Consider the following 21,598-nt stretch of genomic DNA (forward strand, 5'->3'; position numbering starts at 1 on the left):
TTAATTCTGCCAGAATTATTCTGACTTTTTTTCCAAAATTACTTGATGATTTCATCATCAATTTTAATTGACTTGGGTTGTATGTGTTATTCAACTGTTTAGTTTTCAAAGACCAATTTCAAAAAATTAACAGAAATTCATTGTTGTTACCCTAAGTAGAATGGCGGAGAAAGTGGGATTTGAACCCACGCGCCGCTATTAACGACCTACTCCCTTTCCAGGGGAGCCCCTTCAACCACTTGGGTATTTCTCCACAATGGTCTCTGTTTTAAATGGCGGAGAGGGTGGGATTCGAACCCACGGCCCCTTTCGGAGTCACCGGTTTTCAAGACCGGCTCCTTAAACCACTCGGACACCTCTCCATATTAAGTTTTTTTGTTTTCGCATTTTTTGCTGCGAACATTTGTTATTATATATTATCTTTTTTAGTTTGTCAAGTACTTTTTTCGATTTTTTTAATTATTTTTTTCAATCGAATTTTGTACTATCAAAAACCTTTTTGCTGTTTTTCGTAACAGCTTGTTTATCTTATCATAAACATTTTAACTTGTCAAGTACTTTTTTAATTTTTTATTTTTAATTTACTTGACTTTAACTTGTTTATCTCTGTCGTTCGTGACAGCTTGTATATAATATCACAGCATTTTTACTATGTCAACACTTTTTTTCAATTTTTTTATTTTATTTTTGTTTTAGTATTTTTCAAATATGATATACTTATTATTGAAACCATTTAAGGAGGTAAATAATATGTATAATGTAAAAGATATATTCTTAGATATAATAAAGTATGATACAACTTCAGATGAATTATCCAAATCATATCCAAGTACAGAAACACAGCTTCAGTTTGGAAAAATTCTTGCAGATAAATTAAAAACTTTTGGCGCATCAAATATAGAAATAGACAAATATGGTTATGTTACAGCAGAGATACCATCAAACACAGAAAAAGAATGCCCAACAGTAGGATTTATTGCTCATATGGATACAAGCCCAGAATGTTCAGGTAAAAATATAAATCCAATAATAACAGAAAACTATAATGGTAAAGATATAGTTTTAAATGGAATAATACTCTCCCCTACTGAATTTCCATCTCTTTTAAAATATAAAGGAAAAACAATAATATCATCTGATGGTACAACTCTTTTAGGTGCAGATGATAAAGCTGGTATTGCTGAAATACTATCTGCTATTGATTATATTGTAAAAAATGATACACCACATGGAAAAATAAAAATAGCTTTCACTCCTGATGAAGAAATAGGAAAAGGCGTAGACTATTTTGATGTAAAAAAATTCGGTGCAGATTTTGCATATACTTTTGACGGTGGAGAAATTGGGGAGCTTGAATATGAAAATTTTAATGCTTCAAGACTTAATATAGAGATAACAGGAAAAAGTGTTCATCCAGGATATGCAAAAAACACAATGATAAACGCTTCTCTTATAGGAGCTGAAATAATATCATCATTCCCACCATCTGAAACACCTTCAAGAACAGAGGGATACAGTGGATTTTTCCACCTTTGTTCTATAAAAGGTTCAGTTTCAAAATGCAATCTGTCATATATAATAAGAGACTTTGACAAAAACTCTCTTGAAGAAAGAAAACTTTTTGCATCATCTGTAATCAAATCAATCAATGAAAAATATGGAAATGTATGTGCTTTTGAGATATATGACGAGTATGAAAACATGATTTCACAGTTTGATGATAAAATGTATATTGTTGATATAGCTAAAAAAGCTATGGAAAACAAAGATATTACACCAAATATCCGTCCTATAAGAGGAGGAACAGACGGAGCAAGACTTTCATTTATGGGGCTTCCATGTCCTAATATATTTGCTGGAGGTCATAACTTCCATGGACCTTTTGAATTTATACCTGTGTCATCAATGGAAAAAGCTGTTGATGTAATAGTTGAGATATGTAGAATTGTAGCGGAGGAAAATATTATATAAAATATTTTCTTGACTTTAAAATTTTGCTATGATAGTATAGTCTCAAATTCCATAAAGGAACAAGCAGTGATTGAGTTTATGGGCAGGTTTGGTTACAATATCAGAGAGTATTTCGGTTGGTGAAAGAAATATAGCACAACATCTGTAAATTACGCCTCATGAGCTTCGCACAAGAGTATTTTAATATTTTTTATTTTACAAAGGTGCGACGTTTTCCGAGCGTTACTTCGGTATAGAGATGTATTTATATTAGATTAAATACGAATTAAGGTGGTACCACGGTCTTTCGTCCTTTATTAGGACGAAAGACCTTTTTTATTCCGCCAAAATCAATTACAAAAAGGAGAGATTATTTATGGCAAGTGCATTTGATGTACTTAAAGAAAGAGGATTTATTGAACAGCTTACACATGAAGAAGAAATAAAAGAGCTTTTTGAAAAAGAAAAAATAACATTTTATATTGGTTTCGACCCTACTGCTGACAGTCTTCATGTAGGACATTTCCTCACAATAATGGCTATGGCTCATATGCAGAGAGCAGGACACAGACCTATCGCTCTTATGGGTGGTGGTACAGGTATGATTGGAGACCCTACTGGAAAAACAGACATGAGAAAAATGATGACAACTGAAACAATAGACCATAATGTTGAATGTTTCAAAAAACAGATGTCACACTTTATAGATTTCTCTGACGGAAAAGCTCTCATTGTAAACAATGCAGACTGGATAAGAAACCTTAATTACATTGATTTCCTTCGTGAAATAGGTGTACATTTCTCTGTAAATCGTATGCTCACAGCAGAATGTTTTAAAACAAGAATGGAAAAAGGTCTTTCATTCTTAGAATTTAATTATATGCTCATGCAGGCAAATGACTTTCTTGAATTAAACAAAAAATACAACTGTGTAATGCAGCTTGGAGGAAATGACCAGTGGTCAAATATTATTGCTGGTGTTGACCTTATAAGAAGACGTGAAAACAAACCAGCTTACGGTATGACATTTAAACTTCTCACAAATAGTGAAGGTAAAAAAATGGGTAAAACAGAAAAAGGAGCTGTATGGCTTGACCCAGAAAAGACATCACCATACGAATTCTACCAGTACTGGAGAAATATTGGTGACAAAGACGTTCCAAAATGTCTTGCTCTTTTAACATTCCTTCCAATGGACGAAGTAAGAAGATTAAGCGCCCTTGAGGGAAGTGAAATAAACAAAGCAAAAGAAATACTTGCTTTTGAACTTACAAAGATTGTTCATAACGAAGAAGAAGCTATAAAAGCACAGACAGCAGCAAGAGCGCTTTTTGCTGGTGGTGCTAATGGTGGTTCAATACCTACAACAGAACTTCCTGCTTCAGACTTTGCAGAGGGAATGGATATACTTACACTTCTTACAACAGTAAAACTTGCACCATCAAGAGCAGAAGGAAGAAGACTTGTTCAGCAAGGCGGTATAAAAGTTAATGAAGTAAAAGTTGATACAATAGAAAGAAAGATAACAGCTGATGACTTCAAAGATGGTGAAATACTTGTACAAAAAGGTAAAAAGAGTTTCCACAAAGTAAAACTTTCATAATAAAACAATGAATAAAAAAAACCTCCTTTAATATTTTAGTATAAAGGAGGTTTTTTTATGAAAAATACAGCTTTAAAAAATTTATTACCCATAAAGATAAAACCCATAAAAAAACAGTTTAAACCACCCCAAAGATATAATAAAAGGGCTCAAAACAACACAAGTATAATTTCAAAAAATGATAAAATACTAATATCAGTAATATCATTTATTATATTTCTAGGAAGTTTTATAGGTTCAATATATGGTGTAAAAACAGATACAACAGATGAAATACTTATAAAATATGCACCTGCATTATATAATTCAGAAAATTTATATATTATATCAATTTTTACTAAAAATATAAAATACATAATAGCACTGTGGATATGTGGTTTTTTTGAATGTGGTTGGGGATTTAACGGAGCAATAACAATATTTTGGGCATTTTCAAAGGGGAACATATCATCAAAAGTAATACAGTTCTTAGGCAATAAAGGTATATTATACTCTGCCCTTTCAATAATTCCAAATATATTTACATTTACATCAATTATGCTTGTGTCATTTTTTTCTTTTCAAATGGTTATGAAAGGACTTTCAAAACCTGTTGGAAAAATGAACCTTAGACGTGAAAAACATAAAATATATACTGAATATTTTATTATACTTTCTGTATGTATAATCATGTGTTTCATATCATCAATATTTGAATTTTATATCATACCGTTACTATTTTAAGCATTAGTTTATATAGTATATTTATACAAAAAATATTTTTATTTTAGGGAAAACTGTCTAAAAAGCAGAATTTAATTTTTTTGAACAAAACATGTCGACTTTTACTAAAAAAAATTCTATAATATTTTTGTTTACTAAAGTCTACATAAAGGAGAAAAACCCCTATGGAAGAATATCTTTCTGAATTTTCAGAGTATTTAAAACTTTATAAAAACTCATCTGAAAATACTATTATGTCATATAAACGTGATTTAAAAAATTTTTTCAGTTATATGAAAATGTGCGGTATAAACAACATAAAAAATGTAACCAAAACAAATATACTAGCATATATATATGAGCTTCAGAAAGAGCAGAGGGCAAGCTCTACAATATCACGTAACATAGCATCTTTAAGAAGTTTTTTTCAGTATCTAAATAAAAAAGAAATTTTAAATTCAAATCCTGCTATGGAACTTGAAGCTCCAAAGGTTGAAAAGAAAATTCCGGAAATACTTTCAACAGAAAAAGTAGAATTACTTTTGGAACAACCTTCTGGAAATGATAATAAAAGCCTTAGAGATAAAGCAATGCTTGAACTTCTTTATGCAACAGGAATACGTGTTTCAGAACTTATAACATTAAAGAAAACAGATATAAATCTTTCTCTTGAATATATAAAATGTTCACACAACGAAAAAGAAAGAATAATACCTCTTGGAAAGGCAGCAATAAAATCCATTGAAAATTATATAAATCTTTCAAGAGATAATATGATTAAAAATACTGATGAAGATTATCTTTTTGTAAATTGCAGCGGAAAACCTATGACACGTCAGGGATTTTGGAAAATAATAAAATTTTATGCAATGAAAGCTGGAATTACAGAAGATATAACTCCACATATGTTGAGACATTCATTTGCAGCCCACTTAATAGAAAATGGTGCACCACTTCAGTCTGTACAAGAAATGCTTGGTCATTCTGATATATCAACAACTCAAATTTACACAAAAATAAATAAAACCAAACTTAAAGATATATATTTAAAAGCTCACCCAAGGGCATAAAAATTAAAATCATAAAATTCGTAAAAAACGGTACGATTAAATATTTTTCGTGCCGTTTTTTATTTTTTTAAAAATAATTAAACTTTTTAACGGTTTCAAAGAGTCTAATAATTGAATTCAAAAACAAAAGAGAAAGGGGATTATTATGAGCAACAGGCAGCTGCTAGAAAAATTTATAACTGAAAATCTTGATAATGCTTATCGTTTCGCTTACAGCTATACAAAAAATAGCCAAGCGGCGGAAGATGTTGTAAGTGAAAGTGTAATAAAAGCACTTTCCGCCATAGATACACTTAAAAACAAAGAATTTCTTAAAACCTGGTTTTACAGAATAATAATAAATACCGCTATAAGTCGTATAAGAAGTGAACAAAAAATAATATATATAGACTCAAAGGACACTGATATATACGAAAAAACATTTGATGACTATTCCCATATAACATTAAATGAATTTATAGAAAAACTTGATGAAAAATACAAAATAGTAATAATACTGAGATACTTTGAAGATATGACACTAGAAGAAATATCGAAAGTAACTGGAGAAAACCTAAGCACTGTAAAAAGCAGGCTATACCGAGGTTTAAAGATACTTAAAACAGAAATGGAGGAAGATTAATGAATAATATAGATAAATTAAAAAAAGAATATTCAGAAATAAAAGCCCCCGAAACACTGAGAAAAAACATTGAAAAAATATTTGAGGAAGATAGAAAAAAGCAGTCAAAAAAGCAAATAAAACATTTTAAACCAATTAAAACAGCAGTTGCAGCTTGTTTTGCTGTTACAGTCACATTCTGCGGAGTTTTAAATGTAAATCCAGCCTTTGCAGAGTCTATTTCAAATATACCAGGAATGTCAGGTGTTGTTCGTGTACTTACATTCAACAGATATACATTTAATGACAATGGTATAGAGGCAAATGTTGTAACACCACAGATAGAAGGACTTTTAAACAAAGACCTTGAAAACAAATTAAATGAAGAATTTAAAGAAAATGCTAACACTATAATTGCAGCCTTTGAAGCTGATGCAAAAAAACTTAGAGAAGATTTTCCAGACGAAGATGTTCATATGGGTGTTGAAAGCAACTACACCATAAGAACAGACAATGAAGATATACTTGTTCTAGACACATATATATTTAATGCAGTAGGTTCATCATCAACAATACACAATTTCTATACAATAAACAAAAAAACTGGTGAACTTATAACTCTTGAAAGTCTTTTCAAAGAAGGTGCTGACTATGTAACACCTATAAGTAATTATATAAAAGAAGAAATGAAAAGACAAAATGATGAAAATGAATATGATATTTATTTTAATGATTTCCAAGATGAAACACAGCTACTTTTCAAAGAAATATCAAAAGACCAAAAATTCTTTATAAATGATGACGGAAACATTGTAATATGTTTCGACAAATATGAAATAGCACCGGGAGCAACAGGTTCACCTGAATTTGTAATACCTAATGATGTAGTAAAAGATATATTGAAATAAAAATAAGGGAGAAGACTTAAGTCTTCTCCCTTTAATATTAAAAAAATTTACTTTGCGTATTCAACAGCTCTTGTCTCTCTAATAAGATTAACTTTAATCTGTCCTGGATACTCAAGCTCATCTTCAATTTTCTTAGCTATATCTCTTGCAAGAAGTGTCATACCTTCATCATTAACATCTTCCGGTACAATTATAATTCTAAGTTCACGACCAGCCTGTATTGCAAAAGATTTTTCAACACCTTTGAAATTATCGGCAATTTCTTCAAGTTTCTGAAGTCTCTTTATATATGACTCAAGAGTTTCACGTCTAGCTCCTGGTCTTGCAGCTGAAATAGCATCAGCAGCCTGAACAAGTATAGCTATAATACTTTCAGGGTCAACATCACCATGGTGAGCCTCAACAGCATTTATAACAAGAGGAGACTCTTTGTATTTACGACAAAGGTCAACACCTATGCTGACATGAGAACCTTCCATTTCATGGTCAACACTCTTACCAATATCATGTAAAAGACCTGCTCTCTTAGCGATATTAACATCAACACCAAGTTCAGCAGCCATAAGACCTGTAAGGTGAGCAACCTCCATAGAATGTTTAAGTACATTCTGACCATAGCTTGTTCTGTATTTGAGTTTACCAAGAAGTTTTACAAGTTCAGGGTGAAGTCCATTTACACCTGTATCAAATGTAGCAGCCTCTCCCTCGTCTCTAATAATAACTTCAACTTCTTTTTTAGCTTTTTCAACCATCTCTTCAATTCTTGAAGGATGAACACGCCCGTCAACAATAAGTTTTTCAAGGGCAATTCTTGCAATCTCTCTTCTTATAGGGTCAAATCCTGAAAGTATAACAGCTTCAGGAGTATCATCTATAATAAGGTCAATCCCTGTAAGAGTTTCAAGGGCACGTATATTTCTTCCCTCACGTCCGATAATACGGCCTTTCATCTCGTCATTTGGAAGCTGTACAACAGAAACTGTTGTCTCAGCAACATGGTCAACAGCACATTTCTGTATTGCATTTGCAACAATCTCTCTTGAGCGTCTATCTGCCTCAAGTTTAGCTTTTGACTCAATTTCTTTAATCATGAGAGTAGCCTCATGTTTCACATCATTTTCAACAGTGGCGAGAATATAGTTTTTAGCTTCCTCTCTTGTAAGACCACTTATTCTTTCAAGTTCTTTTATCTGTTCTTCGTGAAGAGCATTAATCTCCTCTTTCTGTTTTTCAAGTTCTTCAAGACGTTTGTTAAGCTGTTCTTCTTTTTTCTCATAAGCATCAGCTTTTCTATCAAGAGTTTCCTCTTTCTGAATAAGACGTCTTTCTGTTCTTTGCTGTTCATTTCTTCTGTCACGAACTTCTTTTTCCATTTCATTCTTAACTTTTATGCTTTCTTCTTTTGCCTCAAGAAGAATTTCCTTCTTTTTAGCTTCTGCATCTTTTTTTGCATCCTCAACTATTCTTTCCGCTCTCTCTTCGGCCACGCCGATTTTTGCCTCTGCAATGCGTTTTCTATAGTTAAAGCCCACTAAAGCGCCAAGAATTACTCCGATAATACCTGTAATTATAGTTATCGGTTCTATAAAAACACCCCCTGAAATTTATTTTTTAATACTCATTTAGAGCAAATTTTAATGCAAAAAGCACTCTTTTAATTTTAAATCTTTTTAATAATTATGTCAAGATACATTTAAAATGCCTATCTATAATTACAGTTTCATGTGCATATTGCACAATTAAATATAAAATTTTATATTTTTTGTATTAATTTATCACATTAAACACTTTCCATTTAAAATTTCATACTCACAGAATTTTTTATCTCTATCTTCAATAAAATAAACTTTCTTTCCTGTGGTTTTTTCAATATAATTGAGAATATTATCATTTTTACCTTTAAAGGTTAAAAAAAGTTTTTCATCACATTTTATGGTTACACTATCAAAAACAGTGCTATTAAAAATTTTAATAACTTCCCTTCTCATAGCATTTATAGTCCATTCCACAGAATAAACCATACCAGTTCCATTACATTCTTTACACTTATACATTACAGAATGGGACAAAGGTGGTCTTACTTTTTTTCTTGTAATCTGCATAAGACAAAGTTCAGTCATTCCAACAACAACAGTTTTTATTCTATCTTTAGACAAAGCACTTTCAAGAGTTTTTCTCAAAATAATTTTATCTTCATTATCTTTTATATCAATAAAATCAACTATTATCATTCCTGAAAGATTTCTTAATCGTATCTGTTTTGCCACTTCATAACAGGCTTCAATATTAGTTTTCATTATTGTTTTTTGAAAATTTTTACTGCCTGTAAATTTTCCTGTATTAACATCTATGACAACACAGGCTTCAGTCTCCTCTATAATAAGAAATCCTCCACTTTTAAGCCAAACTTTTTTTTGTAAAGCCTTTTCCACTTTACTCTCAATAAAATATTCCTCAAAAAGAGGAATATTACTGTCATAAAATTTCAATTTTTCTTTTATACCTTCATATTCTTTCCCATATTCTAAAAGCTCATTATAATATTCTCTGTCATTGACAACAAGTTCATCTATGTCATCAGAAAAAAGTTCTCTTATTATACCGAAAGCAGTTCCAGCATCTTTCAATATAAGAGCAGGAGCTTTTATATATTTACCCTTTTCCTCCACAAAACGGCTTTTTTCCAAAAGACTATTTATTTCTTTTTCATACTCCTCAAGGCTTTTTCCTTCACCTTCTGTTCTGACAATAATACCATAATTTTCAGGTAATATTTTTTCTATAATTGATTTTATTCTCTGTCTTTCTTCTTTAGAAACTATCTTTTTTGATATACCTATATTATTTTCATCGGGAAGTATGACAACAAATTTTCCTGTATAAGATATTTTTTCAGTTACAACAGCACCTTTTGTGCCTACTCCGTCTTTTTCAACTTTTACAATAACATCTGTTCCAGCTTTAGGGCGGTTTTTTCGTGTATTATTTTCGTCATTCTCCGCTCTCTCTTTGCCATAATACATATAAGCGTTTTTATCTCTACCTATATCAACAAAGGCTGCCTGCATACCGGGAACAACGGACTCTATCTTTCCGCAATATATATTGCCCGCAATAGAGTCCTCTTTTCCATTATCAAATATAAGCTCCAAAAGTTCTCCATTTTCTGTAAGGGCAATTCTCTTTTGACCTCCAAAGGAGTCTATAAGTATTCTTTTCATAATACACCGACACCCTCAGAAAGTCCCATATATTTCCCATTTTCTTCTCTAAACATCTCAACTCTTTTATATCTTATATCAAACTTATTAAATTCAAATCCAATATATTTATAAAATCCATCAACAACATTTTCAGGTTTAAGATTTCTTTTACTTCCTGCTGCCAAAAACATAAAAAGTTTAGGTGTGTTTTCATCAGAAATATTTTTAATCTCAAAAATATCCTCACGTATATTTGTTTCTTTGAAATTATTTTTTGTTTTTTTCATAACCATAATTTCATTTTGAGCCAAATATCCTGAAAGATTTTCTTCTATCATTTTAGGAGTCACTCTATCATCAAGTACAGCTTCATAAGTTGCAGCGGCAATACTAGCCATAGCCTTTTCAGTTCCATTTTTAAGTAAAACAACATCAACAACTTTCACACCAAAAGGCAAAACCTCATTAAATCTGTTTTTAATATCCTCTGTATCAACTTTCTCTCTAAATTCAAAATCACCATACTCTCCACAGCTTGTTGTTCCAAGAGTTAAAGGACTAGCAAAGGATAAAAGCTGATGAGGATTAAATCCCTGTGAGTAGGCAATAGGAAGTTCAGCTCTTTTTATAGCTCTCTGAAAAATACGCATAACATCAAGATGACCTATATATTTTACTTCCTCACCTTTAGTAAATTTAACTCTATATATAATACGTTCTTTTGGCGGAGTAAAAGCTCCGCCGCCATAAACAATGTCTTTTTTCATATTTTATCTACCTTTCAGCAATATTAATATATTAACAAATTAATAATTTTCTCTCTCATCAAAACATATACCTGTTTTAAAGCATTTAGCACCACAGTTTGAACAATCCTGACGACAGTTAGGAGTTGTCTCTGCTCTTTCAGCCTTAAGTCTTTCATTCATAAGGAAATGTTTTGAAACACCAACAGAAATATGGTCCCAAGGAAGTATTTCGTCAAAGCTTCTCTTTCTGTTAGCATAGAAAGCCATGTCCACACCTGTCTCATCAAAGGCCTGAACCCATTTATCATAGTCAAACATATCTGACCAACCATCAAAAGTACAGCCAAGCTGCCAAGCTCTATAAACAGCACGACCAACTTTTCTATCACCTCTTGCAAGAACACCTTCAAGACTTGATAATTTTGTCTCATGGTACTGATATTTAAGCTGTTTTCTTGTGACTGCATTTTTTACAAGTTTTGCTTTTTCTCCAAACTCTTGATATGTGTTCTGAGCGTCCCACTGGAAAGGAGTGAAAGGTTTTGGAACGAAACAAGAACTACTTGCAACAACATTTACAGGTCTATTTCTCTTTTCCTTAGGCTGTTCATAGTATTTATCAACAATCTTTTCAGAAAGTTTAGCAATACCCAATAAGTCCTCCTCTGTTTCTGTTGGTAAACCAATCATAAAGTAGAGTTTAACTCTATTCCAACCACCAGAGAAAGCAAGTTCACAGCCTTTTAATATATCTTCCTCAGTAAGATTTTTATTTATAACATCTCTAAGTCTCTGACTTCCCGCTTCAGGAGCAAATGTAAGAGAACTTTTTCTAACTTCTTGTATTTTCTGCATAAGGTCAAGGGAGAAAGCGTCAATTCTCAAAGAAGGTAATGAAAGATTTACAGCTTTATCCTTAAACTCATCTAAAAGACCATTAGCAAGCTCTGGGAAACAAGTATAATCGCTTGTACTTAAAGATATAAGAGAAATCTCCTCATGACCAGAAGCCGCCACAAGATTTTTAGCCTGTCCCATAAGAACATCAGGTTTTTTCTGTCTAACAGGTCTATAAACAAAGCCAGCCTGACAGAAACGGCAACCTCTTATACAACCTCTGAAAAGTTCAAGAGTAACCCTGTCATGGACAACTTCAATAAGAGGCACAAGCTGTTTTTCAGGATAGAAAACATTATCCATGTCAGTAACTATAACTTTTCTTATTATTTTTCTTGCTTTTGGGTGATTTGGAGTAAATGATTTTATCTCTCCATTTTCTTTATACTCAACATCATAGTATTTAGGAACATATATGCCTTCAAGGTCAAGGAGACTTTCAAGGAAATCAGCCTTTGTTCCACCGTTTTTCTTATTTTCTTTATACATTTCTATAATTTGGTCATATAAAACTTCACCCTCACCCATATAGAAGAAATCAACCATTTCAGCCAAAGGCTCTGGATTGTAAGCACAAGAACCACCACATACAATTATAGGGTCATCTTCACTTCTATCCTTTGAGAATATAGGTATACCACCAAGGTCAAGCATATTAAATATATTTGTATAACTCATTTCATACTGTAATGTGAAACCTAAAAAATCAAAATTTTTGATACTTTCCTGAGTTTCAAGGGAGAAAAGAGGTATATTTTTTTCTCTCATAATTTTTTCAAGGTCAATCCAAGGAGCAAAAACACGTTCACAATAAGTGTCCTCACGTCTGTTTAAGAAAAAGTATAAAATTTGAAGTCCAAGGTGACTCATTCCCACTTCATAAACGTCAGGGAAACAAAAACCAAAACGAACATCAACTTTTTTAGGGTCTTTAACGACCATATTTATTTCATTTCCAGTATATCTAGCAGGTTTTTCCACTTGCATAAGTATACTGTCAGGTATCATATTTTTTTTCATATTTTCCTCCAAAATTTATTTATTGCATAGTTACCTAGTTTATATAATAACTCAAAATCAATACAATTTCATCATTTTGAGTTAAATACTCATATTTTCTAATATTATTGACATAAGTTATTTAAAAATATAAAATTATTAACATAATTTTACTAAAGAAGGTGTAAAAAATGGATATTAAAGAAAGAGCATTACAAGCTCACAGAGAATGGAAAGGCAAAATAGAAATCAAATGCAGAGCAAAAGTTACAAACGCTGATGAACTTTCAGTGGCATACACACCGGGAGTTGCCCAGCCTTGTTTAGCAATTCAGAAAGAACCAAATCTCTCCTTTGAGCTTACAAGAAGATGGAACACAGTAGCAGTAATAACAGACGGTACAGCTGTTTTAGGTTTAGGTGACATTGGACCTGAAGCTGGTATGCCTGTTATGGAAGGAAAATGTGCCTTATTCAAAGAATTTGGAGATGTTGACGCAATTCCTCTCTGTGTACGTTCAAAAGATACAGATGAGATTGTAAAGGCAATAAGTCTTTTTGCTGGAAGTTTTGGTGGAATAAATCTTGAAGATATTTCAGCTCCAAGATGTTTTGAGATTGAGAAAAAACTCAAAGAAGTATGTGATATACCTGTATTCCATGATGACCAGCATGGTACAGCTGTTGTTGTTCTTGCAGGACTTAAAAATGCCCTTAGACTTGTAGGTAAAAGTCTTGAGACATCAAAAGTTGTAATAAATGGTGCTGGAAGTGCTGGAACAGCTATTGGAAAACTTCTCTTAAAAGCTGGAGTAAAAAATCTTATACTCTGCGATAAAGATGGAGCTATAACAGCTGATAACACATACGAAAATCCTGCTTTCACAGAACTTTCACATATAACAAATCCTGAAAGAAAAAGTGGTAAACTTGCAGACGTTTTGAAGGGAGCAGACGTATTTATAGGTGTATCAGGACCAAAACTTTTAAAAGCGGAAATGATACAAGAAATGGCAAAAGACCCAATTGTATTTGCAATGGCAAACCCTGTACCTGAAATATATCCTGATGAAGCTAAAAAGGCAGGAGCAAGAGTTGCTTGTTCAGGAAGAAGTGATTTCCCTAACCAGATTAACAACGTTCTTGCATTCCCTGGAATATTTAGAGGTGCCCTTGATGTGCGTGCTAAGGACATTACAGAAGATATGAACATAGCAGCTGCTTTCGCCATAGCAGACCTTATATCAGAAGATGAACTTAAAGAAGACTATGTTATACCTTCTCCTTTCGACAAGAGAGTATGCCCTGCAATAGCAAAGGCAGTTTCTGAAAAAGCAAAAGAATTGGGTTTAGCAAGACTTTAACACAATAATAGTTGATTTTTTTTAAAATTCTGTTATTATAGTCTTTAATACAGTCTTTTAAAGACTGTTTTGTATCTTATTATTTTTATATTTTTTAGGAGAGTGATTTTTAGTGGAACCTGGTAGTTCGTGGATGTTTATTGTTTTGGTGATTTTACTTATGATGTCAGCATTTTTCTCGGCATCTGAAACTGCTCTTACTTCTCTTAGTAAGATAAGACTTAAAAACATGGTTGAAGATAAAATTAAAAATGCAGCATTAATCGAAAAACTTGTAAATAACCCCAATAAACTGCTAAGTGCCATACTTGTAGGAAACAACCTTGTAAACATAGCAGCAACATCTCTTTTGACTTCATTGACTCTTGCTTATGCACCAAAAAACGGTGTAGCCATAGCAACAGCCATAACAACAATAGCTGTACTTATATTTGGTGAGATAACACCAAAAACATTTGCGGCTGAAAACTCAGAGAAGGTTTCCCTTGCTGTGGCAAAAATTATAAACGCTATTATATTTGTACTTACTCCTGTAATATGGATATTAAATATAATAACAGGTGTTATAATGAAAATACTTGGTGTAAATAAAAATGGTATTTCCGCAACAATAACAGAGGCTGAACTTAAAACAATGGTAAATGTTAGCCATGAAGAAGGTGTAATTGAGATTGACGAGAGAAGAATGATAAACAATGTATTCGACTTTGACAACTCAAAAGCAAAAGATGTTATGACACCTAGAACAGACATGATTGCCATTGAAGATACAGCAACATATGAGGAAATAGTTACTCTTTTTAAAGAGGAACGTTTTTCAAGACTTCCTGTTTATCATGAAAGTATTGACAACATAACAGGTATACTTCATCTTAAAGACATTGTATTTATTGATGAAAAAGATTTCAAAGTTGAAAATTATATGCGTGAACCGTATTTTACATACGAGTCAAAAATCATATCAGAACTTTTTTCAGAAATGCGTACAAACAGAATTCCTGTTGCCATAATACTTGATGAATATGGTGGAACATCTGGTCTTGTAACAATAGAAGACATGGTTGAAGAAATCGTTGGCGAAATTGCTGATGAATATGATGAAGAAGATGAAGAAATAACAGTAATAAAAGAAGATGAATATATCGTTGACGGAAGTACAAGACTTGAAGACGTAAACGAAATGATAGGAACAAAATTCGAGTCAGAGGATTTTGACACAATAGGCGGATATGTCATAGGAGTTATGGGACGTTTCCCTGATGAAGGTGAAGAAATAGAGACTGACGGAATTAAGATAAAAGTTGAAAAATCCGATAAAAACAGAATAGATGAACTTAGAATATTCACATAATAAAAAAAGGTATTCCCATAAGGGAATACCTTTTTTAAGTAAGTATTTTCACAATATCTTCCATGCTTTTTTCTACAATATGACCTCTTTTATTTTTATATACAACAAAGAAATAATCGTCATAATTAAAATATCTTACTATACTTCTATAATCACCCCTATAAAATATTCTTTTAATATTCATAGGTCTCAAATTATAATCTCTGTCTTTATCAATAACAGTTATATAAAAATCTGAAATTCTTTCAAGATACTCTCTCCTTCTTGAAAAAAAGAAATATCCTCCTATAACCATAAGACTTATATTAAAGGGATACAATATAACTTGAATAACCCCTACAATCATAAGTATTAATCCAAAAATACCTTCAACATTTGTCATAAACTTTGCAGTTCTCACAACACCTAAATTTCTTCCCATAATACTATAAACAATATTTCCACCGTCAAGAGGTATTACCGGTATAATATTAAAAACTGCAAATACAATGTTTATGTGAGAAAAGAACAACATCATATCACCTTGAAACATATGAACAATAATTCCTATAATTATATTAGTTAAAGGTCCACATAAAAGTATAAAAATTCTTTCATACTGAGAAAAACTCCAAAAATTTTTTATTTTAGCAATTTCACCTATGGGTGTTATATAAAATTCTTCAATCTCTCCACCACAAATATAAGCTGCTGCAACATGGGCAGTCTCATGGAGAGTCACAGCAGCAAAAACAGCCATAATCTCAATAAAATACCCCATTGAAACAGCAAATATAAAAAGTATAATAACACCTAGATGTAATTTTAATTTACCTAGAGAAATCAAAATCCAAACTCCTTTTGTCATTTTATTTTTGTCAATTTTTTGTAAGCAATCCTTTTTCAATTATATTTTCAAACAATATTTCAGGGTCTATATAATTATCGCTTTTATCTTTAACTCCCACATGAACATGAGGCCCTGTTGAATATCCTGTATTTCCTGAAAGAGCTATTTTCTGATTTTTAGCTATAAAATCCCCTTCTTCAACAATATATTTATTCAAATGTGCATATATAACTGTATATCCCGAAACAGTCTCATATTTTATAAAAACTCCATTAGCTTTATCTTCACCTACAAAAGTAACGTATCCATCATCAACAGCAAAAACATCACTATTTTCATCAACACCTATATCAATACCATTATGAAAATCAGTATCATTAGAAAAAGGGTCACTTCTCTCTCCAAAATCTGAAGTTATAACACCACAAGAAACAGGGGAACAAAAATTTAATTCACCATTTTTCCAGAGTCCTCCCTGTTGTTCTCCATATAAGTCCTCTGTCCCTCTGTGCTGGTATCTGGTATAAACCCCTCCTCACCATTTTTATCATCTTTAAAATAATTTTTTCCACCAAAAACTTTAATTGTCTCAACAGTCTCTTGCCCTTTTTCAACAACCTGTTGAAAAGGTATTTGTTCTCTTAAAACTTCCGAAACTTTGTCCAATATTTTTCTACTGCCTTCTCCTCCTGCTATTGTCATAATAATTACAGCAAAAACTATAACAGCAGATATGTATCCTTGAAATACAAATATATTACCTTCGGGAACATCTTCACTTTTTTTGTTTAGCCTTCTTCGTCTTGAAAAATCATCAGAACTGTACCTTTTTAATATCTTATCCCTATCCATAAAATATATAACCTCCCTTTTCTTTAATACAAATATATTAATGAATATTTAAAATAATAACCGAGTTTACAACAAAGAATATATATTATATAATGTTTTTTAAATAACCAAAATCAGGAGGAATATAAATGAAAAAAATAGTATCTTTTCTGCTTGCGTTAACATTATCATTTTCAGTTTTCACAGGCTGTTCCAGTGATAATAAAAATACAAATAATGTAACACTTTCAGAGGAAGAAAGAACAACAACAGTTGATGAAATGGGTATAACATACACAATACCAGAAGAATGGTCAACAAACACAATGAAATATACTTCTGTTATGACTGACAGTGATATATTCGGAGAAATAAAATTTGTATATGGCACAGATGAAAATCTTGAAATAATATCAGACCCAGAATTTACAGGTAATACAGAATACTTTACAGTTCCAATAACAAGAATTGTACTTGTAAAAACAGGTGAAGAAGGTTCAGACTTTGAAAGTCTTAAATCTGATTACAACACTATAACAGCTGTGGGAGAAAATTGTGGATACACATACTATGTAATGTATGATTATAAAGGCGGTCTTGGAAAAGGTTCAGACTCTGAAGAAAATGTAAAAGAATATGAAAACAGACTTGCCGCAGTACCAAAACTCATTGAAACAATAAAATTCAGTGAATTTAACGCTGAACAGACTACACAGACAGCTATTGACCGTCAAAATATGATAACATTTGTTTCAAAAACTCTTGAAGGAGATGATATAGGAAGCACAATATTTGATGAATATGACCTTACAATGGTTAATTTCTGGGGAACATACACATACCCTGATATAAATGAAACAGCTGTACTTGCTGAGCTTGACAAACAGATAAAAACAATGGATGGTGTAAACTTTATGCAGGTTGTAATAGACACACCTTCTGATGAAGCTGAGGAGCTTGCTCTCAAAATAAAAGCTGAAAACGGTGCTGAATATACTTCTGTAATACCAGACAAGAGACTTGCATCATGGATTGTAAATAACATTGAGGGAATACCTACAACAGTATTTGTAAATAATGATGCTGTTGTTGTTGGAGAACCTATACAGGGAGTAAAAACTCTTGATGAGTATTTAACTCTTTTAAATGCACAGCTTGAGACAATGAAATCACAGGATACAGCAAATACAGAAACTCCTAGTGAAACACCAACAGAAACACCAGCACAATAATTAAAATATCTAAAATAAAAAAGAACGGTTTTTATAACCGTTCTTTTTTATTTTATAATACTCTCAAATTTTTAAGGGATATATCCATTATAGGTGCAGAATGAGTTAAAGCACCACAAGAAACATAATCAACACCAATTTTTGAAATCTCTTTAAGTCTTTCTTTTGTCACATTTCCAGAACATTCTGTTTCAGCACGACCAGCCACAATATCAACAGCTTTTTTCATAGTATCATTATCCATATTATCAAGCATAACAATATCAGCTTTAACCTCTAAAGCCTCCATAAGCATATCAATATTTTCAACTTCAACTTCTATTTTTCTAACAAAAGGAGCATATTCTCTTGCCATTTCAACAGCTTTTTTAACACTTCCCGCAGCTCCAATATGATTATCTTTTATCAAAACACCGTCAGACAAATTATATCTATGGTTATATCCTCCACCAACTTTAACAGCATATTTTTCAAAAGGTCTCATATTAGGAGTTGTCTTTCTTGTATCAAGAAGTTTTGTTTTACTTCCTTCAAGTTCCTTTGAAAGCTCCCTTGTAAATGTAGCTATACCACACATTCTTTGAAGATAATTTAAAGCAGTTCTTTCTCCTGAAAGTATAGCTTTTATATCGCCCTCAATAATTCCCATGAGCTGACCTTTTTTAACTTCGTCACCGTCTTTTAACTCTGTTCTAAACTCTGCTGTATCATCAATAAGCTCAAAAGTTCTTTTAAAAACATCAAGACCACAAACAACTCCATCTTGTTTACATATAAGCTCAGCCACACCTCTTTTACTTTCAGGCATAACAGCATTTGTTGTAACGTCCTCGCTTGTTATATCTTCTCTAAGAGCATTTATAATATATTTATCTATATTAACCTGCATGTTTACACCATTTATCATAAAACTCAACGTCCCTTCTTTTTATTTCATTAAGTATAGATTTTCTGTATTCCTCATCAGTTTTACTATCATCATTATAGCACTGTGTATCAGGCTGAAAATCTGAAATTTCAATATCATCAATATACTTTTCAAAATCTTTTACAGCTCTTTTAGCAAAAACAAGGCTTTCAAGAAGTGAATTACTAGCAAGTCTATTAGCACCATGAACACCGTTACAGCTAACTTCACCGGCTGCATAAAGATTTTCCATAGATGTTTTACTGTCTGTATTAACCTTTATCCCGCCCATAAAATAATGCTGAGCAGGAGTTACAGGAACAGGCTCTTTTGTCATGTCATAGCCTTCTTCAAGACATCTCTCATAAATATTAGGGAATTTTGATTTAACAAAATCAGGGTCAAGATGAGTTACAGATATATAAACATGGTCACTATTATCTTTTTCCATTTGATTAAGTATTGCACTACTTACAACATCACGTGGAAGAAGTTCATTTACAAATCTTTCACCTTTTTTATTTAAAAGATATGCTCCCTCACCTCTCACAGACTCAGATATAAGAAATCTTCTTCCTTTTTCTTTACTGTAAAGAGTTGTAGGGTGAATTTGAATATAATTTATATCTTTAATATCAATATTGTGTTTAAGGGCAATAGCAACACCGTCAGCAGTAAGATGAGGAAAATTTGTGGAGCTTTCAAAAATGCCACCAATACCACCTGTGGCAAGTACAGTGACTTTAGATTTAACAGTATGAACAATTCCGTCTTTTTTATAAACAATACCTGTACAAACTCCATTTTCTTCAATAATATCAACCATTTTAGAGTATTCGCTTATATGTATATTTTTTCTCTTTTTTACAGCCTCAAGAAGTTTACTTGTAATTTCTTTACCTGTAATATCTTTGTGATGAAGTATTCTAAAATTAGAGTGAGCACCCTCACGAGTATAAGAAAAGTTTTTTCCCTCCATATCAAAATCAACATTATACTGTATAAGGTCTTTTATAATATCGGGAGACGATTTTATCATAACATCAACAGCAGTTTTATCATTTTCATAGTGACCGGCTCTCATAGTATCTTCAAAATAGCTGTCATAGTCATCTTTATTTTTAAGAGTTGAAATTCCTCCCTGTGCAAGAAAAGAGTCATTATTTTCAACAGCATCTTTTGTTATCATAAAAACATTTTTATTTTCAGGTATATTAAGGGCACAAAAAAGACCTGCAACCCCTGTACCTGCAATTATAACATCAGCTTTTTCCATAAATAAATTACACTTCCTTTTTACTCAGCAAGACGGAGCATTTCATCAAGGGCTTTTTTAGCACCCTCAGACATTTTTTCTGAAAGCTCCACAACATTTTCAGTATTTTCAATAACATTTTTAATTTTTTCAAGAGTCACATATTTCATATCAGGACAAATTTGACTGTCATTTACAGTATAAAATTTCTTTTCAGGATTTTTATTTCTAAGCTCATAAAGAACACCTTTTTCAGTGGCTATTATAAATTCATCACAATGACTTTTTGTAGCATAATCTATAATACCAGCAGTAGAACCTGCATAATCAGCCAACTCCACAGCATCAGGAGTGCACTCAGGGTGTATCAAAACTTTTGCATTAGGGTATTCTTTCTTTTTGTTTATAATATCCTGTCTTGTTATTTTCACATGGACAGGACAATATCCATCATTAAATATAAAATTCTTATCAGTAACTTTTTCTGCAATATATCTTCCAAGATTGCCATCAGGAATAAAGAAAATATTCTTGTTTGGTAATGATTTAACTATTTTTAAGGCATTAGAACTTGTAACGCAAACATCAGAATGAGCTTTTATCTCTGCTGTTGAGTTTATATAACAGCATACAGCTAAATCATCATATTTACTGCGAACTTCCTCTATTTTTTCAGGTGTCACCATATGAGCCATAGGACAATCAGCCTTACCATCGACCATAACAACAGTTTTTTCAGGATTAAGTATTTTTGCACTTTCACCCATAAACTTTACACCAGCAAAAACAATCATACTTTCAGAAACTTCTGTGGCTTTTTTGCTTAAATAATAAGAGTCACCAACAAAGTCTGCTATCTCTTGAACTTCATCACAAACATAATAGTGGGCAAGAATAACAGCATTTTTTTCTTTTTTAAGTTTTTTAATTTCATTTATAATATTATCCAAAGTTTATCCTCCCAAAAATATTAAACACAAATATTCACATAATAAAAAAGCGAAATTCCAAAAAAGGAACTTCGATTGAAATAAAAATACACTGTATATAATATGCCACTTTAAAAGGATTTTGTCAATACACTTATATATATAAGTGTATATACATCTGTAACAAAAATAAAAGGGTACATTATGTACCCTTTTTT

General features: G+C 31.8%; 19 protein-coding genes and 2 tRNA genes. 9 read left to right on the forward strand and 12 right to left on the reverse strand.

Features of this window, described 5'->3' with window-relative positions:
• Positions 1-161: 161 nt before the first annotated feature.
• Both B5E58_RS10545 and B5E58_RS10550 read right to left on the reverse strand, forming a co-directional pair.
• Positions 162-253 (reverse strand) — tRNA-Ser (locus B5E58_RS10545).
• Positions 254-273: 20 nt separating this feature from the next.
• Positions 274-362, reverse strand: a tRNA-Ser gene (locus tag B5E58_RS10550).
• 388 nt (positions 363-750) lie between these two features.
• Here B5E58_RS10550 and pepT point away from each other — a divergent pair.
• From pepT to B5E58_RS10580, 6 genes are all read left to right on the forward strand, one after another.
• On the forward strand, positions 751-1,971 hold the full coding sequence (gene pepT, locus B5E58_RS10555) for a peptidase T (RefSeq protein ID WP_088109628.1): 1,221 nt from the start codon (positions 751-753) through the stop codon (positions 1,969-1,971).
• Positions 1,972-2,326: 355 nt separating this feature from the next.
• The gene (gene tyrS, locus B5E58_RS10560) at positions 2,327-3,553 is read left to right on the forward strand and encodes a tyrosine--tRNA ligase (protein ID WP_088109629.1); all 1,227 of its coding nucleotides are present in this window, start codon (positions 2,327-2,329) and stop codon (positions 3,551-3,553) included.
• Between the two features lie 57 nt (positions 3,554-3,610).
• The gene (locus tag B5E58_RS10565) at positions 3,611-4,276 is read left to right on the forward strand and encodes a stage II sporulation protein M (RefSeq protein ID WP_088109630.1); all 666 of its coding nucleotides are present in this window, start codon (positions 3,611-3,613) and stop codon (positions 4,274-4,276) included.
• A 164-nt stretch (positions 4,277-4,440) separates the two neighbouring features.
• On the forward strand, positions 4,441-5,325 hold the full coding sequence (gene xerD / locus B5E58_RS10570; RefSeq protein WP_088109631.1) for a site-specific tyrosine recombinase XerD: 885 nt from the start codon (positions 4,441-4,443) through the stop codon (positions 5,323-5,325).
• A 145-nt stretch (positions 5,326-5,470) separates the two neighbouring features.
• A complete protein-coding gene (locus tag B5E58_RS10575) occupies positions 5,471-5,947 on the forward strand; it encodes an RNA polymerase sigma factor (RefSeq protein WP_242956657.1) in 477 nt (158 codons plus the stop codon).
• Positions 5,947-6,834 (forward strand): anti-sigma-V factor rsiV, encoded by an 888-nt coding sequence (locus tag B5E58_RS10580; protein ID WP_088109633.1) that lies wholly within the window; start codon positions 5,947-5,949, stop codon positions 6,832-6,834. The genes B5E58_RS10575 and B5E58_RS10580 overlap by 1 nt, the downstream gene beginning before the upstream one ends.
• Positions 6,835-6,881: 47 nt before the next feature.
• On the opposite strand, the gene rny is transcribed toward B5E58_RS10580, so the two are convergent.
• From rny to B5E58_RS10600, 4 genes are all read right to left on the reverse strand, one after another.
• Positions 6,882-8,402, reverse strand: a complete 1,521-nt coding sequence (gene rny, locus B5E58_RS10585) for a ribonuclease Y (RefSeq protein ID WP_443080074.1) — start codon at positions 8,400-8,402, stop codon at positions 6,882-6,884.
• 207 nt (positions 8,403-8,609) lie between these two features.
• Positions 8,610-10,055 carry an Rne/Rng family ribonuclease gene (locus B5E58_RS10590; protein ID WP_088109635.1) on the reverse strand — a complete coding sequence of 482 codons (1,446 nt, stop codon included), beginning with the start codon at positions 10,053-10,055 and terminating at the stop codon, positions 8,610-8,612.
• The gene (locus B5E58_RS10595; RefSeq protein WP_088109636.1) at positions 10,052-10,804 is read right to left on the reverse strand and encodes a TIGR03936 family radical SAM-associated protein; all 753 of its coding nucleotides are present in this window, start codon (positions 10,802-10,804) and stop codon (positions 10,052-10,054) included. Before B5E58_RS10595 ends, B5E58_RS10590 begins: the two co-directional genes overlap by 4 nt.
• Before the next feature lie 39 nt (positions 10,805-10,843).
• Complete coding sequence (locus tag B5E58_RS10600) at positions 10,844-12,703, reverse strand: TIGR03960 family B12-binding radical SAM protein (protein WP_088109637.1); 1,860 nt, start codon at positions 12,701-12,703, stop codon at positions 10,844-10,846.
• A 170-nt stretch (positions 12,704-12,873) separates the two neighbouring features.
• Between B5E58_RS10600 and B5E58_RS10605 the strand changes: the two genes are divergently transcribed.
• On the forward strand, positions 12,874-14,046 hold the full coding sequence (locus B5E58_RS10605) for an NAD(P)-dependent malic enzyme (RefSeq protein WP_088109638.1): 1,173 nt from the start codon (positions 12,874-12,876) through the stop codon (positions 14,044-14,046).
• Positions 14,047-14,179: 133 nt separating this feature from the next.
• The gene (locus B5E58_RS10610; RefSeq protein WP_088109663.1) at positions 14,180-15,397 is read left to right on the forward strand and encodes an HlyC/CorC family transporter; all 1,218 of its coding nucleotides are present in this window, start codon (positions 14,180-14,182) and stop codon (positions 15,395-15,397) included.
• Positions 15,398-15,431: 34 nt separating this feature from the next.
• On the opposite strand, the gene B5E58_RS10615 is transcribed toward B5E58_RS10610, so the two are convergent.
• The 3 genes from B5E58_RS10615 to B5E58_RS10625 are packed head-to-tail and all read right to left on the reverse strand — an operon-like array spanning position 15,432 to position 17,078.
• Positions 15,432-16,223, reverse strand: coding sequence for a site-2 protease family protein (locus B5E58_RS10615; protein ID WP_088109639.1), 792 nt, complete (start codon positions 16,221-16,223; stop codon positions 15,432-15,434).
• Between the two features lie 31 nt (positions 16,224-16,254).
• Positions 16,255-16,644, reverse strand: a complete 390-nt coding sequence (locus B5E58_RS10620) for a M23 family metallopeptidase (RefSeq protein WP_088109640.1) — start codon at positions 16,642-16,644, stop codon at positions 16,255-16,257.
• 29 nt (positions 16,645-16,673) lie between these two features.
• On the reverse strand, positions 16,674-17,078 hold the full coding sequence (locus B5E58_RS10625) for a hypothetical protein (RefSeq protein WP_088109641.1): 405 nt from the start codon (positions 17,076-17,078) through the stop codon (positions 16,674-16,676).
• Between the two features lie 128 nt (positions 17,079-17,206).
• On the opposite strand from B5E58_RS10625, the gene B5E58_RS10630 reads away from it, so the two are divergent.
• Complete coding sequence (locus B5E58_RS10630; protein WP_088109642.1) at positions 17,207-18,289, forward strand: TlpA family protein disulfide reductase; 1,083 nt, start codon at positions 17,207-17,209, stop codon at positions 18,287-18,289.
• Positions 18,290-18,341: 52 nt separating this feature from the next.
• Here the strand turns inward: B5E58_RS10630 and nadC are convergent, their stop codons facing one another.
• From nadC to nadA, 3 genes are read right to left on the reverse strand one after another with little or no spacing between them, the layout of a single operon-like run.
• On the reverse strand, positions 18,342-19,193 hold the full coding sequence (gene nadC, locus B5E58_RS10635; RefSeq protein WP_334293192.1) for a carboxylating nicotinate-nucleotide diphosphorylase: 852 nt from the start codon (positions 19,191-19,193) through the stop codon (positions 18,342-18,344).
• On the reverse strand, positions 19,168-20,472 hold the full coding sequence (locus B5E58_RS10640; protein WP_088109643.1) for an L-aspartate oxidase: 1,305 nt from the start codon (positions 20,470-20,472) through the stop codon (positions 19,168-19,170). Before B5E58_RS10640 ends, nadC begins: the two co-directional genes overlap by 26 nt.
• A 20-nt stretch (positions 20,473-20,492) precedes the next feature.
• Positions 20,493-21,401, reverse strand: a complete 909-nt coding sequence (gene nadA, locus B5E58_RS10645) for a quinolinate synthase NadA (RefSeq protein WP_088109644.1) — start codon at positions 21,399-21,401, stop codon at positions 20,493-20,495.
• Positions 21,402-21,598: the final 197 nt, after the last annotated feature.

This window comes from Tyzzerella sp. An114, from assembly GCF_002161055.1.
Classification (GTDB): Bacteria; Bacillota; Clostridia; order Lachnospirales; family Anaerotignaceae; genus Fimicola; species Fimicola cottocaccae.